The following is a 15,689-nucleotide window of genomic DNA, read 5'->3' on the forward strand; positions in this document are numbered from 1 at the left end:
CTGAATCGTACGAATTACTCCTTTGATTTCAGTATTTTAGATTCAACGCCCCGGTATTTGCCTAACACTTTACACACTGCGCAGCGCTTACAGCTGCGCCGCAATTGAAAACAAAACTTGGCTGCTAGGTGCCGTCCGGCAGCTAGCAGCCAGTAACAAGAAACTATCCCCAGAAGCATATGAAACTCGGCGCCATTACCCTACAGAATCCGGTGTGCCTGGCCGCCGCGCCCTGGGAACTCGACGGCGCAGGCTACGAGCAGTTGGGCGCGATTTTCACCAAAACCGTGACCATGGAGCCCCGCGCCGGCCTGCCCGGCGACGAAGGCATTCTGCAAGTAGCCGACCAAACCCTGCTCAACCGCACCGACCTGCGCATCGAGGGCGCCGAGCTGCTGGTGCAGGAGCACCTGCCGCGCCTGCGCCGCTTCGGCGTGCCGGTGTTTGTGAGCATCACGGCGCCGGGCGTGCCGGGCTTCCGCAAGATTGCGCGCTACCTGCAGCGCGAGGCCGGCGAGCAGATTGCGGGCCTCGAAGTATATATCACCACGCCGCACGGTGGCTCGGGTGCCGACGTGACGCCCCGCTACGTGCGCGAGGCCACCGAGGCCGTGCGCAACGAGCTACACCCCGACCTGGCTTTGGTGGTGAAGCTACCCCCATGGCCCGAGCACATCCGGGGCCTGGCCCTGGGCGCGCAGGAGGGCGGCGCCACCGCCCTGGCCGCCACCAACACCCTCAAGGTGCTGCACCTGCCCGCCGACCCCAATGCCGCGCCGCTGGTGGGTGGCCTCTCGGGCGAGGCGCTGCGGCCTTTGTCGCTGCGCTGCGTGTGGGAGTTGGCGAATGATGAGAAACTGACGCTGCCCATCTTCGGTACGGGCGGCATTTTCACCCTCCGCGACGTGGAAGACTACCTGAAAGTAGGCGCCCAGGCCGTGCAAGTGGCCAGCGGCGAGTGGCTGTCGCCGGGCCTCACGGCGCGGCTGGCTTCGGAGGTGATGCAGAACGTGAAATGATGAATAGAAACGTCATGCCGAGCGCAGCGAAGCATCTCACGTGCTTCAACTAATCATTAATTACTGCTGCACGCGAGATGCTTCGCTGCGCTCGGCATGACAGCCTGATATAAATTCTCTCTTTCTCCCCCAAATCCCACCCAAACCCTCCGCTTCGCACCCCGCCATGCAAAAGCTCCTCACTCGCGTCGAAACCGTCAATTCCCTACTGTGCGTGGGCCTCGACCCTACGGGCGACGACGCCCAGGCCACCCAGCGGCTGCGCGAAGTCATTGCTGAAACCGCGCCCTACGCGGCTGCTTTCAAGCCCAACCTGGCCTTTTTCCTGAGCCGCGAAAACGGCGTGGCCATGCTCCGCGACACCGTGCGCAGCATCCCGCAGGACATTCCGGTGATTCTGGACGGCAAATTCGGCGACATTGCTAACACCGCTGAGCAGTACGCCCGCTTCGCCTACGACATTGTGGGGGCCGACGCCGTGACGGTGAACCCCTACATGGGCGACGACACCATCCGGCCCTTCGCCCGGCCCGGCAAAATGGTGTTCTCGCTCGCCAAAACTTCCAACAAACCCCTGCACGGCCTGCAGGACGCCGCCATGACGCGCGGCGGCTCCATCAGCGACTGGGCCGCCCGCCTGGCCCGCCTCATGGACGAGGAGCTGACCGAATCGACCATCGGGCTGGTGGTGGGCGCCACCGAGCCGGCTGCCGTAGCCAAAGTGCGGGCCGCCTGCCCCGAGCAGTGGTTTCTGGTGCCGGGCATCGGCGCACAGGGCGGCGACCTGGCCGCTACGCTTCGCGCCGGCCTCCGCGCCGACGGTAGCGGCCTGCTGATAAACTCCTCGCGCGGCATCTGGCAGGCGAAGGATGCGGGCGCCGCCGCGCGCGAATTGCAAGAACAAATCAACGAATTTCGGGCCGTGACGAGCCCAACCCACGCCTGAACCAAAAAGCCGCTTTACTGCGGCTTTTTGCATGGTAGTTTTTCTGAATCAGATGACTGAAACCACCAACACCCATTCGCCCATTGCCCTCGACGCCGAGCTGCTGGAGCAGCAGCTGCGGCAGGAAGACGCCCTGCTGCGCGGGCACTTCCGGCTGTCGTCGGGCCTGCATTCCGATGCTTACGTGCAGTGCGCCCGCTTCCTGCGCCGGCCCGATTTGGCCGCGCCGGCCGCCGCCGCGCTGGCCGGGCAGATTCAGGCCGCCGGCCTGCAGCCCGACGTGGTGGTGGGCCCCGCCATGGGCGGCGTGGTGATTGGCTACGAGCTGGCCCGGCAGCTGGGCTTGCCCGGCATCTTCACCGAGCGCGACGCCGACGGGCAGATGACCCTGCGCCGCGGCTTCACCTTGGAGCCCGGCGAGCGGGTGGTCATTGCCGAAGATGTGGTGACGACCGGCAAGAGCACGCTGGAAGTAGCCAAGGTGCTGCGCGAAATGGGGGCCGAAGTGCTGGCCGTGGCTTCGTTGATTGACCGCACTGGCGGTAAAGGCGGGCTGGATTTCCCGCATTTCGCGCTTTTGCAGGTGCAGGCCGCCACTTATGCGCCCGAGAGCTGCCCTTTGTGCGCGGCGGGCGTGCCGGTGGTGAAGCCCGGCAGCCGACCGGAGAAAGCGTTTTGATAGAAGAGTTAAAAAGAACGTCATGCAGAGCGCAGCGAAGCATCTCGCGTGCCACCACTAATCAGTGACGTTCTAACGAAAGGATTACCAACCCAAGCGAGATGCTTCGCTGCGCTCTGCATGACGTTCTTAAATAAGGCGTTCCGATATCAGCAATGTCCGATACCACCATCCAAAGCACCCACACCATCCAGCTCACGCTGAAACCCGGCCAGCACGACGGCGATGGCCAGCGCGTGGCCGAAGCCGCCGCCCGCCACCTTGGCCTCCGCACCGGCCGCGTGCGCAGCGCCGCTCTCTACACCGTGCGCTACCCGCTGAGCGAAACCCAGCTGCGCGACTTCGCCACCCGCTGCCTGGCCGACCCGGTGCTGCACGACGTACGCCTGAACGAGCTGACCGGCGCCGAGGGCTACGCCACCTACATCCTGGTGGCCCGCCGCCCCGGGGTGACCGACGACGAAGGCACTTCGGCCCAAAACGCCCTGGCCGACCTGCTGAACGAGCCGCTGGATGTGCATACCCAGCACATTTTCAGCAAGAAGCTCTACCTGCTCGAAAACGACCTGCCCGAAACCAACCTGCGCCGCATCGCGGAAGAGCTGCTCGGCAACAAGCTCATCAACTGGCTGGAAGTGGGCCGCGTGGCCGACGGCATCCGCGACTACACGCCGCGCCCCGGCGGTGGCGCCGAGGCCATCACCGAAGTCGTTTCGTTGACTGGTCTGAGCGACGCTGAGCTGTTGCAATTGTCGAAAGACAACATCTACGCGTTGAACCTGGAGGAAATGCGCGCCGTGCGCGACTACTTCGCCGCTGCTGACACCCAGGCTGAGCGGAAAGCCGCGGGCTTGCCGGCCGACCCGACGGATTGCGAGCTGGAAATCATTGCCCAGACCTGGTCGGAACACTGCAAGCACAAGGAATTCGCGGCCGTTATCAACTACAAAGACACCGAGACGGGCGAAGAAAAGCAGATTGACTCGCTCTTCAAGACCTACATCAAAAACGCCACTTCGGAAGTGGACCGCCAGCTGCGCGCCAACGGCAACGACTGGCTGATTAAGGTGTTTTCGGACAACGCCGGCGCGGTGCGCATCAACCCCGATTCGCTGTTCGTGTGGAAGGTGGAAACGCACAACTCGCCCTCGGCCATCGACCCCTACGGCGGGGCCATCACGGGCATACTGGGCAACAACCGCGACCCGTTGGCCACTGGCATCGGGGGCGCGCGGCTGCTGTTTAACACCAACGTGCTGTGCTTCGGCAACCCGGAGTTTGACGGGCAACTGCTGACTGGGCAGCTGCACCCGCGTCGCATCCTAGAAGGGGTGCGCAAAGGCATTGAAGACGGCGGCAACAAGTCGGGCGTGCCAACGGTGAACGGCGCGATTGTGTTTGATGACCGGTACGCTGGCAAGCCGCTGGTGTATTGCGGCACCGGCGCGGTGATGCCCATGCAATTCGCGGGCCTAGACTCGTGGGAGAAGAAGATTGACGCCGGCGACCGCATCATCATGGCCGGTGGCCGTGTGGGCAAGGACGGCATCCACGGCGCCACGTTCTCGAGCATCGAGCTGGACGAAACGGCGCCCGCCACAGCCGTGCAAATCGGCTCGCCCATCACCCAGAAGCTGGCCATGGATTTCCTGCTGCTGGCGGCCCGTCGCGGCCTGCTGAAATGCAGTACCGACAACGGCGCTGGAGGCCTCTCATCCTCCGTGGGCGAGTTGGCCGGCATCTCGGGCGGCGCGGTGGTGGAGCTGGAGCGCGTGCCGCTGAAGTACCCGGGCCTGCGGCCTTGGGAGATTTTCGTGAGCGAATCGCAGGAGCGGTTTACGCTGGTAGTCGAGCCCGGTAAAATGGCCGAATTGCTAGCACTGGGCCAGGAAATGGAAGTGGAGCTGACCGACATCGGCTTCTTCACCGCCGACGGTTTCCTGGACGTGCGCTTCGACGGCGCCCCGGTGGCCCGGCTGAACATGGAGTTTCTGCACGAGGGCGTGCCGCGCAAAACCCTAGAAGCGGAGTGGACCAAGCCTGCCACCGCCGAGCCGCAGATTCCCGCCGCAACTGACTACACCGAAACGCTGGCCCAACTGCTGGGCTCGCTCAACATCTGCTCGCGTGAGTCCGTGATTCGCCAGTACGACCACGAGGTGAAGGGCCGCACCATCGTGAAGCCGCTGATGGGCGCGACGGGTCAGGCGCCGCAGGATGCAGCCGTGGTGCGCTTCAATTTCGAGAGCTGGGAAGGCGTGGCCGTGAGCAACGGCATCCTGCCGCGCTACGGCGATTTGGACGCTTACGATATGTCGGCCGGCTCGTTTGACGAGGCCGTTCGGCAGATTATTGCGGTAGGCGGCAAGCTGCCCAACCTGACGCCGGGCGACAACATTTTCTGGTCGGTGAACGACAACTTCTGCGTGCCCGATTCGGTGTACGACCCCGCCAGCAACCCCGACGGCAAGCAGAAACTGGCCAAGCTGGTGCGAATGTGCGAAGCACTGCGCGACGCCACGGCGGCCTACTGCATCCCGCTCACCAGCGGCAAGGACTCGATGAAAAACGACTTCAAGGCCGACGGCGTGAAGATTTCGGTGCCACCCACCGTGCTCTACTCCATGACGGCCAAGATGGAAGACGTGCGCCGCGCCATCACCTCCGACTTCAAGCAGGCTGACGACGTGGTGTATCTGCTTGGCGAAACCCACGACGAGCTGGGCGGCTCGGAGTTCTACGCCCTGCACGGGCAGCTGGGCGCCAATGTGCCGAAGGTTGACTTTGCCAAAGCCAAAGCCCTCTACACCCTTATCGGCCAAGCCAACGACCAGAACCTCATCCAGTCCTGCCACGACCTGAGCGACGGCGGCCTCGCCGTGGCGCTGGCCGAAACTACCTTCGGCTACGGCTACGGGGCCGAAATAGAGCTGCCCGCCACAGGCCTGCCGCTGGCTACGCAGCTGTTCTCGGAGTCGCACTCGCGCTTCGTGGCCACGGTGGCGCCCGAGGACGTGGTGGCGTTTGAGCAGCTGCTCGGCGAGCGCGCCACGCGCCTCGGCCGGGTGACGGCTGATAGCAAGCTGACTGTGCGCCACGCCGGCCAGACGGTTATTGCCGCTGACAGCGCTTCTCTGCGCACCGCCTGGACCAACGGGCCGGTTAATAATCTGCTGGGTGTGGTATCCAATTACAACCTCAGCCACTCTAACTCGCTCTAAAAGCACAAGACCCTTTTCCATTGGCCCAAAAGACTTTTGAAATGGTACAAGACTCGGCTCAAGGAGCACATAAAGTTCAATCGGAAGTACAAGCTGGCGCGGTGCGGGCGCTGGTGCTGACTGGTTTCGGCATCAACTGCGAGGAAGAATTTGCTGCTGCCTACCGTTTGGCTGGCGCAGAAGCTACCATCGTGCACTTCAACCAGGTGTTGCACGGGCAGGTGAGCATCCACGATTTCGACGTGCTGAACTTCCCCGGCGGCTTTTCCTTCGGCGACGACTTGGGCTCGGGTGTAGTGCTGGCCAACAAGTTGCGCTACCGCCAAACCAGTGCCGCCGGCCGCACCCTGCTCGACGACATCAAGCAATTCATTGCCGACGGCAAGTTCGTGCTGGGCATCTGCAATGGCTTCCAAGTGCTGGTGAAGCTGGGCCTGCTGCCTAACCTGGGCGGCGACGTGACCCCCGAAGTGACGCTGACCCACAACGCCAGCGGCCGCTACGAAGACCGGTGGGTGACGCTCCGCGTGAACCCCGCCTCCCGCACGCCATTCCTCACCGGCATAGATAAGCTGGAGGTGCCTGTGCGCCACGGCGAAGGCCGCTTGGTGGTGCCCGACGATGCCACCCGCGCTGCCATTGAGGCCGCCGGCCTCAACTGCCTCAGCTACATCGACGCCAATGGCGACGGCACCAGCGAGTACCCCCTCAACCCCAACGGCGCCGACCTGAACTGCGCCGGCCTCACCGACCCCACGGGCCAGGTGTTCGGCCTCATGCCGCACCCCGAGGCCTTCCTGGCCGCCTACAACCACCCCGACTGGGCCCGTCGCCGCCGCCAGAACCCCGGCGCTAGCGAAGAAGGGGAGGGGCTGCAGATTTTTAAGAATATCGTGGCCCACATCGCCGAAAAGCACACCACCAAGGCAGCCACTGTGCAACTCGCCAACCAAAACTAGGCTCCCAGAAACGCAGTTAATGAACACCCTCACCCACTTCGCTTCTCCCCAACTCCCCCTGCTGCACCGCGGCAAAGTGCGCGACAGCCTGCGCGCGCCCAGCGGCGACCGCCTCATCATTGTGACGGACCGCCTCTCGGCGTTCGACAGCGTGCTGGAAACGGCCATCCCGCACAAAGGCGCGGTGCTGAACGGCTTGGCGAACTTCTGGTTTGATAAGACCTCGCACATCATCCCCAACCACGTTATCAAGCTCGTGGATGCCAACGCCATGCTGGTGAAGGAAGCCCAGCCCATCAAGGTGGAAATGGTGGTGCGCCAGTACCTGACGGGCTCGATGTGGCGCGGCTACCAGGCCGGCCAGCGGACGTTTTCCGGCGTGACGGTGCCGGACGGGATGACCAAGAACCAAGCCTTCCCGCAGGCCATCGTGACGCCGACGACCAAAGAGGAATCGGACCGCGAAATCACGCCCGAAAACCTGGTGAGTGAAGGCTGGGTGACCAAGGAATTGTACGACCAGATGGCCGTGAAGGCCCAAATGCTGTTTGCCGTGGGTTCGCGTCTGCTGGCCGAGAAGGGCATCATTCTGGTGGACACCAAGTATGAGTTCGGCTTGCTGAATGGCCAGCTGATTCTCATCGACGAGATGCACACGCCCGATTCTTCCCGCTTCTGGAGCACCGAGGATTACGCCCGGAACCCCGAAACGGCCGAGCAAATGGACAAGGAGTATGTGCGCCAGTGGCTCATCGCCAACAAAAAGGACGGCCAGTACCCCCGTGCCCTCACTCCGGAAGTAACGCAGGAAGCCAGCCGCCGCTACCTCGACATCTACGAGCGCATCGTGGGCGAGCCCCTGCCCACGGCCGAAACCGGCGCCGCCTACGCACCCCACACCGGCCGCCAGGACGCCCGCGCCCGCATGCAGGCCAACCTCGTGCAGGCCGGCCTGATTAAGGACGCCTGGGTGAGCATCGTGCTGGACGCGCCGGAGCACAAGGCGCACGGCGAGCAAATCCGCCAGCAGCTGGCGGGCTACGACGTGTTCACGCAACTGCGCGTGGCCTCGGCCCAGCAAAACGGCGAAACCATTGCCGGCCTGGCCGAAACCTGGAACAACAGCATCGAGCCTGGCGTCGTCATCGCCGCGGCTGGCAACGGCCTCGGTGCCGCGCTGGCGGCCAACGTGAACGTGCCCGTGATTTCGTGCCCACCCTACCAGGACTACACCGAGCTGGCCCTAGGCCTCAACTCGGCGGCGGTACTGCCCTCTGGCACGCCTAGCCTCACAGCGGTGCGCCCCGATAACGCCGCCCAGGGAGCACTGCGAGCACTGAATCTGCCCCGCCTGCGCGAGCGCCTGGGCCAAGACATGCAAGCCACCAAAGCCAAGCTGCGCGCAGCTGACGAAGAGTTTAAAGCCCTGTAATTAAAACCTGATGGAAGCTGCCGCGTCCAAGCAACTTGTTGAAGCTTACATCGAAGCGTACAACCGCTTTGATGTGGCTGGCATGCTCGCGCCCTTGCATGAGGACGTGGTGTTTCGCAACATTTCCAACGGCGAGGTAAACCTGACCACGACGGGCAAAGCGGCGTTTCGGCAGCAGGCCGAGCGGGCCACGCATTATTTCTCTAAGCGGGAGCAACGAGCTACCGATTGGCAGGTCAATGGCCCGCGCGTTGAAGTTGCCATTGACTACTCGGCGGTGGCCGCTATTGAATTTCCCAGCGGCCTGAAACCGGGCGACGCTTTGCAGCTGCAGGGCCAGTCCGTTTTTGAGATTGAAAACGGCCAGATTATTTCCATCGAAGACATCAGCTAGCCTTCGCCAGCCTAAGCCTTTATTCCCTTGACTGACTCCAAAACCCTTCTCCTCCTCGGTTCCGGCGCGCGCGAGCACGCCCTGGCCGAAAAGCTGACCCGCGACGGGGCCACGGTGCACGTGCTGCCCGGCAACGCCGGCATCCCCAACAGCCACCCCGAGGTGAACCCGCTGGACTTTGAGGCTGTGCGCGCCTTCGCGCAAACCCACAATTCCAAGCTGATTGTGGTGGGGCCCGAGGCACCGCTGGCGGCTGGTATCACCGACTTTTTCGCTGGTTCTGATATCCAGGTGTTCGGCCCGACCCGCTCGGCGGCGCGGCTGGAAAGCTCGAAGGTGTGGAGCAAGGAATTCATGCGCCGCCACGGCGTGGCTACCGCGCAGGCGTGGCCGTTTCGGAGCGACAACATCGCAGCGGCCCGCGCCAAGGCGGCCGAGCTGGGCGGGCATGTGGTGGTGAAGTACGACGGCCTAGCCGCCGGCAAGGGCGTGTACGTGTGCTCGTCGCCGGAAGAAGCCGAGGCGGCTTTTGATGATTTGCAAACGAGCTATTCGGGCTGGTTTTCCTTCCTGCTTGAAGAGAAGCTGACCGGCCCCGAAATCAGCATCATCGGCCTCACTGATGGGCACGTTATCCGCCTGCTGGCTACCTCGCAGGACCACAAACAGCTGCTGGCCGGCGACCAGGGCCCCAACACCGGCGGCATGGGCGCCTACTGCCCCGTGCCCTTCGCCGATGCCAACGTGCTGGCCGCTATCCGCCGCGACATCGTGGACCCCACCCTGCGCGGCCTGCAAAACGAGCAGTTCGAGTTCCGGGGCTTCCTGTATTTCGGCATCATGCTCACGCCCACTGGCCCCAAGCTGCTGGAATACAACGTGCGCCTCGGCGACCCCGAAGCCGAAGTACTGCTGCCCGCCCTGGATAGCAGCCTACTCACGCTCATCGAAGCCACTTTGGATGGCACCCTTGCCAAACAAGGCGTGCAGCAGCGGCCCGGCGCCTTTGTGGGCGTGGTGCTGGCCTCGGGCGGCTACCCAGCCGCGGGATTCCCCACCGGCTTTCCCATCTCCGGCCTCGACAACCTGCCGAACGGTGTGCGCGCCTACCACGGCGCCACCAAACGCAACGACGCCGGGGAGCTAGTGACAAACGGTGGCCGCGTTCTGGTGCTCTCGGCCCACGGCCACGACCTGGAAGAAGCCACCGCCCGCGCTTACGAGGCCTGCGCCCGCGTCACCTTCGAAGGCGCCTACTTCCGCCCCGACATTGCCCAGCGCCCCGCGCCGGTACTCACCACCGAAGTCGTAAATTGAGACCCGAAGCCCAACTGAAACTCATGAAGCTCCTCGCCTCATTTGAGCAATTGAAGCAGTCCGCTTTCTCCTTCGGGGAAGAGCAGGAGGGGGGGAAGGCGCGCCTGGCCATTCTGCTGTCCGGCCGGGGCTCCAACATGCTGGCCTTGCTTGAAGCCACCAAAACCGGCGTGCTGAAAGACTTGGCCGAAGTAGTGGTGGTGTTCAGCAACAAGCCCGACGCGCCCGGCCTGGCCTTTGCGGCTGAGCGGGGCTGCCCCGTGGCCGCGCTGCCCAGCCAGGGCCGCAAGCGCGAAGCCTTCGACGCCGAGGCCGCCGCGCTGCTCCAGCGGTATCAGCCCGATTTGGTGGTGCTGGCGGGCTACATGCGCATTCTGTCGCCGGCGTTTATTCAGCCGTTTGCGGGGCGCATCCTCAATATTCATCCGGCCGACACCCAGCAGCACCAAGGTTTGCACGCCTACGAGTGGGCCTTTGAAAACCACTTGCCCGAAACCAAAATCACCGTGCACCTGGTTGACGAAGGCCTCGATACCGGTCCCATCCTGGCCCAGCAAACCGTGGACTTGCGCGGGGCCGATACCCTGGAAGAAGTAGAGCGCCGCGGCTTGGCCGTGGAGCATTACTTATACGCGGAAACGCTGGCCGAACTGATTAAAGGCAACCAAACCGTCATGTCGAGCGCAGGCGAGGCATCTCGCGTGCCGAAGTAATTAGTTGTCCGCAGCGAGATGCCTCGGCTGCGCTCGACATGACGTTCTTAATTGACTAGCAACAACCCCATTTGATATGTGCGGAATAGTAGGTTTTCACGGTCCCGATGACGTAGTGGCCGACATGGTGGTGGGCCTCACGGCTCTGCAGCACCGCGGGCAAGACGCGGCCGGCATTGCCACCTTTGATGGCACGTCGTTTCACCTGCACAAGGGGCAGGGCCTGGTAAACGACGTGTTCAAAAAGAAACACGTGAAAAAGCTGAAGGGTACCAGCGGCATCGGCCACGTGCGCTACACCACCCAGGGCGCCAACGACTCCAACCTGGCCCAGCCCTTCACCACCAGCTACCCCTTCGGGCTTGCCATGGTGCACAACGGCAACGTCATCAACTTCCGCGACGTGGCCAAGCGCTTGCACGACCAGTACCACGTGCTGCCCAAAACCACCAACGACCTGGAGCTCATCATGTACACCTTCGCCTCGGAGCTGCGCGTGAAAGACCTCGACCACCTCTCGGTGGTGGACATTTTCGATGCCGTAGAAACCACGCAGGAGCTGGTGAAGGGCGCCTATGCCACCATCACCCTCATTGCCGGGCACGGCCTGCTGGCCTTCACCGACCCGCTGGCCATCCGGCCGCTGGTGCTGGGCCGCCGCGACACGCCCGCCGGCCCGGTGTACGCCTTCGCCTCGGAAAGCACCTGCTTCGATTTCCTCGGGTTTGATTTTGTGGAGAATGTGGGCCCGGGCCAGGCCATCCTCATTGACAACGACTACCAGGTTCACCGCAAGAACCCCTACGAGCTGCCCAAAAACTTCTGCGTATTCGAGCAGATTTACTTCGCCCGCGAAGACTCTGTGATTCACGGCCGCCTGGTGGCGCGGGAGCGGGTGCGCCTGGGCAAGCGCCTGGCCCGCAAGGTGGCCGACGCCGGCCTGCGCCCCGACATGGTGATTGACGTGCCCAGCTCGGGCTACTTCTCCGCCTCCGGGCTGGCCGAGGCCATTGGCGTGCCCTACCGCCGCGCGCTGGTGAAAAACAACCACATGGGCCGCTCCTTCATCGTGGCCACCCAGGCCGGGCGCGAAGACGTGGTGAAGAAGAAGCTGAACCCCATCCGCGAGTTCGTGGAAGGCAAGAAGATTGCCGTGGTGGACGACAGCATCGTGCGGGGCACCACCTCGCGCCGCATCGTGCGACTGCTGCGCGAGGCCGGGGCCACGGAGGTGTACTTCATTTCGAGCGCGCCGCCCATCGTGTCGCCCTGCATCTACGGCATCGACATGGCCATGAGCACCGAGCTAATAGCGGCCAACTATACCGAGGACGAAATCTGCCGCTACATCGAGGCTGACCGGGTAATTTATCAGGATTTGGAGGATTTGCAGGAGCTGTTTTCCGAGGAAAAGGGCCACGGCGGCAACTGCTTCGCCTGCTTCTCGGGCAAGTACCCCACCGGCGACGTGACCCACTACCTGCGCCACATCCAGGAGGAGCGCGCCAGCCACCGCAGCGGCAAGGAAAAGAAAAGCCAGTCGGTGAGCGCCAAGGCGCCCGCGCCGACTGAGCATTAAAGTACAACAAACCAGAACGTCATGCAGCGCGCAGCGAAGCATCTCGCGTGTTTTAACTAATCCGTTGGTTGGATTGCGTTGCGCACGCGAGATGCTTCGCTGCGCGCTGCATGACGTTCTTTTAGCTTGACATTCCCCGACCGTTTTCGCATGAACGACACGAAAAATAACCCCGCCGGCTATTCCATCGAAGAAGGCAACGCCGCTTCCCGCAACGCCTACGGCTGGGCCAAAAAGACCTTTGCCAACCGCACCGGCAAGCCCGGCGAAGCCGCCCAGGACCTCGACGGCGGCTTTGCCAATGAAATCCGCTTCGGCAACGCTCGCCTCGGCATCAGCTCCGACGGCATTGGGACCAAGATTGAAGTGGCCGAGCGCACCGGCCGCTACGACACTCTGGGCTTCGACCTTGTGGCCATGACGGCCGACGACCTCATTGTGGCCGGCTTCGTGCCCACCAACCTCTCCAACATCATCGACGTGAATCACCTCGACTACGACGTGGTAGACCAGATGATGCGCGGCCTGCACGACGCCTGCAACTTCGCCCAAATTGCCATCACCGGTGGCGAAATTGCCGAGTTGGGCAACCGCATCGGCGGCTGGCCCGGTGCCAAAATGAACTTCAACTGGTGCTCCACGGCCATCGGCAGCCTGCACCCCAGCCTAGCGCGCCCCCTGAGTGGGCACACCGCCCAGGCCGGCATGACGGTGGTGGCCCTGCAGTCGCCCTCGTTCCGCTCCAACGGCTACTCGCTGGCCCGCAAAACCCTCACCCGCCTCTTCGGCGACAACTGGCACGAGGCCCCCTACGACGGCACCGATGCCGACCAGTTCGCCACCTGGGGCGAGGCCCTGCTCGCGCCCTCGCTCATCTACTCGCCCGGCATTTCGGCCCTGCTCGATGCTGGTCTGCCGCTGCACGGCGCCGCCCACATCACCGGCGGGGGCGTGGCCGATAACTTCAAGCGCGTGCTGAAAAACGGCCTCGGCGCCGTGCTCGACAACCTGTTTGCCCCTTTGCCGGCCATGCAACGGCTGATGGAAATCGGCGACATTGATGCCGAAACAGCTTACCTCTACTGGAACATGGGCACTGGCATGCTGCTGGTAACCGAAGAAGCCAGTGCCGCTGCCGTGGTGGCGTCGTTGCAAGCCAGCGGCTACCGGGCCCAAGTGGCCGGCCGCCTCACGGCTGAAAGCGGGGTGACCTTGCGCGTGGGTGCAGGCGAACTGCGGTACGCGTAAGCTGCTGGGCGCTGGCCGAGCATGATGTTTGTAGGTAGTTGCGGCAATAGTTCATCGGCTGGCACCGTTAGGGCTGGTAACAACAACTCGGCATGAATGTACCACGACTACTAAACGGGGCAGCGCTACTACTAGGCCTGCTGGGCGTGTACTTCAAAATGCACTGGTGGTACGGCGCCAATGCGCTGATGCTAGCCGGGTTCGGGGCCCTGCTGGCGTCGGTGCTGGGCTTTACGGCGCGCGCCAACGCCGAAGCCGGCACCTCCGACGCGCTGAACTACGTGATGGTGGCTACCCTCACCGTAGGCATTCTGGGCGTGGTGTTCCGGGTGATGCACTGGCCCGGCGACGCCCTGTTGGTGGTAGCCTCCGACGTGTTGCTGCTGGCACTGGCCGTGCTGCTGATTTTTTCGCGCAACCGGGTGGTGTCGCACCAGTTCGTGACGGTGTTGGCCGTGTTTTTTAGCCTGGTGATTGCGCTGCTGACTTTTACCTCGGGCCACCATACGGCGCCCAAGCCCCGGCCGGAACCCGTGGCACTAGAGGAAAATTGGCCGGAGTTTGATTAGCAGCGGCACAAATGATTCAACCAAAAAAGCCCTCATGCTGAACCTGTGCTCAGCATGAGGGCTTTTTTTGGGCTAATCAACTGCTACGCCCCGCGTACCGGCTTCTTCTCCAGAATGAGTTCTGTGCGGTAGTCGCACAGCGTTTTTTCGAGGCCCACGGGGTAGGTGTGGGGGTTGAGGAAGCGACGAATGCTGGGGTCGAGGCTTTGCACCTCGCGCTGGGCATGGGCGCGGCTGTCGGCCAGCGTGGGCAGGTCCAGCACCCGTTTACCCTGCCGGAACACCGGCTCCAGCAGCTCCCGAAACTTGGTTTCGGGCTTGATGGCCAGGCGGCGGGTGAGGTCGGCCGGGTCGATGATGGTGAGTTGGTCGGGGAGGGGCTCGGCGGTGTTGTAGAGCATGTCGGCGCGGGGCTTGCCGTACTCGTTGAGGTAGCGGCGCACCTGCAGGATGCCCGGCACGCTGGTTTTGGCCACCTGCTCCGACAGCTTGATGGTGAAGTCCCAGCCCGAGTCGTCGGCCTTGCGCAGGGCGGCCAGCTTATACACGCCCCCCAGCGCAGCCTGGTTGTAGGCCGTCACGAGCTGGGTGCCCACGCCCCAGGTATCAATGCGGGCGCCCTGCTGCTTGAGGCTGGTAATGAGGTTTTCCTCCAAATCGTTGCTGGCCACGATGCGTGTTTCCGTGAAGCCGGCCTCATCGAGCACGGCCCGCGCCTCGCGGCTCAGGTAGGCCAGGTCGCCCGAATCGAGCCGGATGCCGGCCAGCTCGTGCCCGTTGGCGCGCATCTCGCGGGCCACTTTGATGGCCTGGCGCACGCCTTCCAGCGTGTCGTAGGTATCGACCAGAAACACCGAGTCGTCGGGAAACGCCTTGGCATAGGCCGAAAACGCCGTTACCTCGTCCGTAAACGACATCACCCAGCTGTGAGCGTGCGTGCCGCGCACCGGAATGCCGTAGCGCTGACCCGCCAGCACGTTGCTGGTGGCGTCGGCCCCGCCCAGGAAAGCCGCCCGGCTGGCCCCCAGGCCCCCATCGAAGCCCTGGGCGCGGCGCAGGCCGAATTCCAGCACCTGGTCCGTGGGCCCGGCGGCTTCGCGAATGCGGGCTGCTTTGGTCGCAATCAGGGTTTGGAAGTTGATGAGCGTGAGCAGGGCCGTTTCCAGCAGCTGGGCTTGCAGCAGGGGGCCGCGCACGCGCAGCAGCGGCTCGTTGCCAAATACCACGGTGCCCTCGGCCACGGCGTCGATGTCGCAGATGAATTTCAACTGCCGCAGGTATTCCAGAAACTCGGCCGGAAACAGGGCTGTGCCCTTGCTGCCGCGCAGGCTGCCCAGGTAGGCCAGGTCATCTTCCGAGAAATGCAGATTTTCCACCCAGTCCACCGCCAGGGCCAGCCCGGCCGCCACCGCGTAGCCACCCTGAAACGGCGCCTTGCGGAAGTAGAGGTGAAACACGGCCTCGCGGTCTTGCAGGCCCTGCTGCCAGTAGCCGTAGGCCATGGTGAGCTGGTAGAGGTCGGTGACGAGGGCGAGCGAGGGCGCGTAGAGGCCGGAAAGGGGCGCTGAATTCATAAACGAAACATAGAAAACACCGACAGCCGCCGGCGCCAC

Annotated in this window: 13 protein-coding genes; 12 read left to right on the top strand and 1 reads right to left on the bottom strand. The window is 63.5% G+C overall.

The window, feature by feature from the left end:
• Positions 1 to 179 precede the first annotated feature (179 nt).
• The 12 genes from I2I01_RS09460 (at position 180) to I2I01_RS09515 (ending at position 14,076) form a co-directional block, all read left to right on the top strand.
• The gene (locus tag I2I01_RS09460) at positions 180 to 1,019 is read left to right on the top strand and encodes a dihydroorotate dehydrogenase (RefSeq protein ID WP_196286198.1); all 840 of its coding nucleotides are present in this window, start codon (positions 180 to 182) and stop codon (positions 1,017 to 1,019) included.
• Between the two features lie 166 nt (positions 1,020 to 1,185).
• Positions 1,186 to 1,965: an orotidine-5'-phosphate decarboxylase gene (gene pyrF / locus I2I01_RS09465; RefSeq protein WP_196286199.1), complete on the top strand. Its 780-nt coding sequence runs from the start codon at positions 1,186 to 1,188 to the stop codon at positions 1,963 to 1,965.
• A 52-nt stretch (positions 1,966 to 2,017) separates the two neighbouring features.
• Complete coding sequence (gene pyrE / locus I2I01_RS09470; protein ID WP_196286200.1) at positions 2,018 to 2,644, top strand: orotate phosphoribosyltransferase; 627 nt, start codon at positions 2,018 to 2,020, stop codon at positions 2,642 to 2,644.
• Between the two features lie 155 nt (positions 2,645 to 2,799).
• Positions 2,800 to 5,865 carry an AIR synthase-related protein gene (locus I2I01_RS09475; RefSeq protein ID WP_211537887.1) on the top strand — a complete coding sequence of 1,022 codons (3,066 nt, stop codon included), beginning with the start codon at positions 2,800 to 2,802 and terminating at the stop codon, positions 5,863 to 5,865.
• Positions 5,866 to 5,906: 41 nt separating this feature from the next.
• A complete protein-coding gene (locus tag I2I01_RS09480) occupies positions 5,907 to 6,824 on the top strand; it encodes a phosphoribosylformylglycinamidine synthase subunit PurQ (protein WP_196286201.1) in 918 nt (305 codons plus the stop codon).
• Between the two features lie 19 nt (positions 6,825 to 6,843).
• Complete coding sequence (locus tag I2I01_RS09485; protein WP_196286202.1) at positions 6,844 to 8,256, top strand: phosphoribosylaminoimidazolesuccinocarboxamide synthase; 1,413 nt, start codon at positions 6,844 to 6,846, stop codon at positions 8,254 to 8,256.
• Positions 8,257 to 8,266: 10 nt separating this feature from the next.
• Positions 8,267 to 8,650 (top strand): nuclear transport factor 2 family protein, encoded by a 384-nt coding sequence (locus tag I2I01_RS09490; RefSeq protein ID WP_196286203.1) that lies wholly within the window; start codon positions 8,267 to 8,269, stop codon positions 8,648 to 8,650.
• 27 nt (positions 8,651 to 8,677) lie between these two features.
• Positions 8,678 to 9,967 carry a phosphoribosylamine--glycine ligase gene (gene purD / locus I2I01_RS09495; protein WP_196286204.1) on the top strand — a complete coding sequence of 430 codons (1,290 nt, stop codon included), beginning with the start codon at positions 8,678 to 8,680 and terminating at the stop codon, positions 9,965 to 9,967.
• Positions 9,968 to 9,990: 23 nt separating this feature from the next.
• Positions 9,991 to 10,680, top strand: a complete 690-nt coding sequence (gene purN, locus I2I01_RS09500) for a phosphoribosylglycinamide formyltransferase (RefSeq protein ID WP_196286205.1) — start codon at positions 9,991 to 9,993, stop codon at positions 10,678 to 10,680.
• 76 nt (positions 10,681 to 10,756) lie between these two features.
• Complete coding sequence (gene purF / locus I2I01_RS09505; protein ID WP_196286206.1) at positions 10,757 to 12,259, top strand: amidophosphoribosyltransferase; 1,503 nt, start codon at positions 10,757 to 10,759, stop codon at positions 12,257 to 12,259.
• 150 nt (positions 12,260 to 12,409) lie between these two features.
• Positions 12,410 to 13,507: an AIR synthase-related protein gene (locus I2I01_RS09510; protein ID WP_196286207.1), complete on the top strand. Its 1,098-nt coding sequence runs from the start codon at positions 12,410 to 12,412 to the stop codon at positions 13,505 to 13,507.
• 92 nt (positions 13,508 to 13,599) lie between these two features.
• Positions 13,600 to 14,076, top strand: a complete 477-nt coding sequence (locus I2I01_RS09515) for a hypothetical protein (RefSeq protein ID WP_196286208.1) — start codon at positions 13,600 to 13,602, stop codon at positions 14,074 to 14,076.
• 83 nt (positions 14,077 to 14,159) lie between these two features.
• On the opposite strand, the gene I2I01_RS09520 is transcribed toward I2I01_RS09515, so the two are convergent.
• A complete protein-coding gene (locus tag I2I01_RS09520) occupies positions 14,160 to 15,650 on the bottom strand; it encodes a nicotinate phosphoribosyltransferase (protein ID WP_196286209.1) in 1,491 nt (496 codons plus the stop codon).
• Between the last annotated feature and the right edge of the window lie 39 nt (positions 15,651 to 15,689).

The organism is Hymenobacter properus, from assembly GCF_015694735.1.
Classification (GTDB): Bacteria; Bacteroidota; Bacteroidia; order Cytophagales; family Hymenobacteraceae; genus Hymenobacter; species Hymenobacter properus.

Excerpts from the sequence above, each read along its gene's own strand:
- I2I01_RS09460 (WP_196286198.1), top strand. The coding sequence starts at position 180 with ATGAAACTCGGCGCCATTACCCTACAGAATCCGGTGTGCCTGGCCGCC.
- pyrF (WP_196286199.1), top strand. The coding sequence starts at position 1,186 with ATGCAAAAGCTCCTCACTCGCGTCGAAACCGTCAATTCCCTACTGTGC.
- pyrE (WP_196286200.1), top strand. The coding sequence starts at position 2,018 with ATGACTGAAACCACCAACACCCATTCGCCCATTGCCCTCGACGCCGAG.
- I2I01_RS09475 (WP_211537887.1), top strand. The coding sequence starts at position 2,800 with ATGTCCGATACCACCATCCAAAGCACCCACACCATCCAGCTCACGCTG.
- I2I01_RS09480 (WP_196286201.1), top strand. The coding sequence starts at position 5,907 with ATGGTACAAGACTCGGCTCAAGGAGCACATAAAGTTCAATCGGAAGTA.
- I2I01_RS09485 (WP_196286202.1), top strand. The coding sequence starts at position 6,844 with ATGAACACCCTCACCCACTTCGCTTCTCCCCAACTCCCCCTGCTGCAC.
- I2I01_RS09490 (WP_196286203.1), top strand. The coding sequence starts at position 8,267 with ATGGAAGCTGCCGCGTCCAAGCAACTTGTTGAAGCTTACATCGAAGCG.
- purN (WP_196286205.1), top strand. The coding sequence starts at position 9,991 with ATGAAGCTCCTCGCCTCATTTGAGCAATTGAAGCAGTCCGCTTTCTCC.
- purF (WP_196286206.1), top strand. The coding sequence starts at position 10,757 with ATGTGCGGAATAGTAGGTTTTCACGGTCCCGATGACGTAGTGGCCGAC.
- I2I01_RS09510 (WP_196286207.1), top strand. The coding sequence starts at position 12,410 with ATGAACGACACGAAAAATAACCCCGCCGGCTATTCCATCGAAGAAGGC.
- I2I01_RS09515 (WP_196286208.1), top strand. The coding sequence starts at position 13,600 with ATGAATGTACCACGACTACTAAACGGGGCAGCGCTACTACTAGGCCTG.
- I2I01_RS09520 (WP_196286209.1), bottom strand. The coding sequence starts at position 15,650 with ATGAATTCAGCGCCCCTTTCCGGCCTCTACGCGCCCTCGCTCGCCCTC.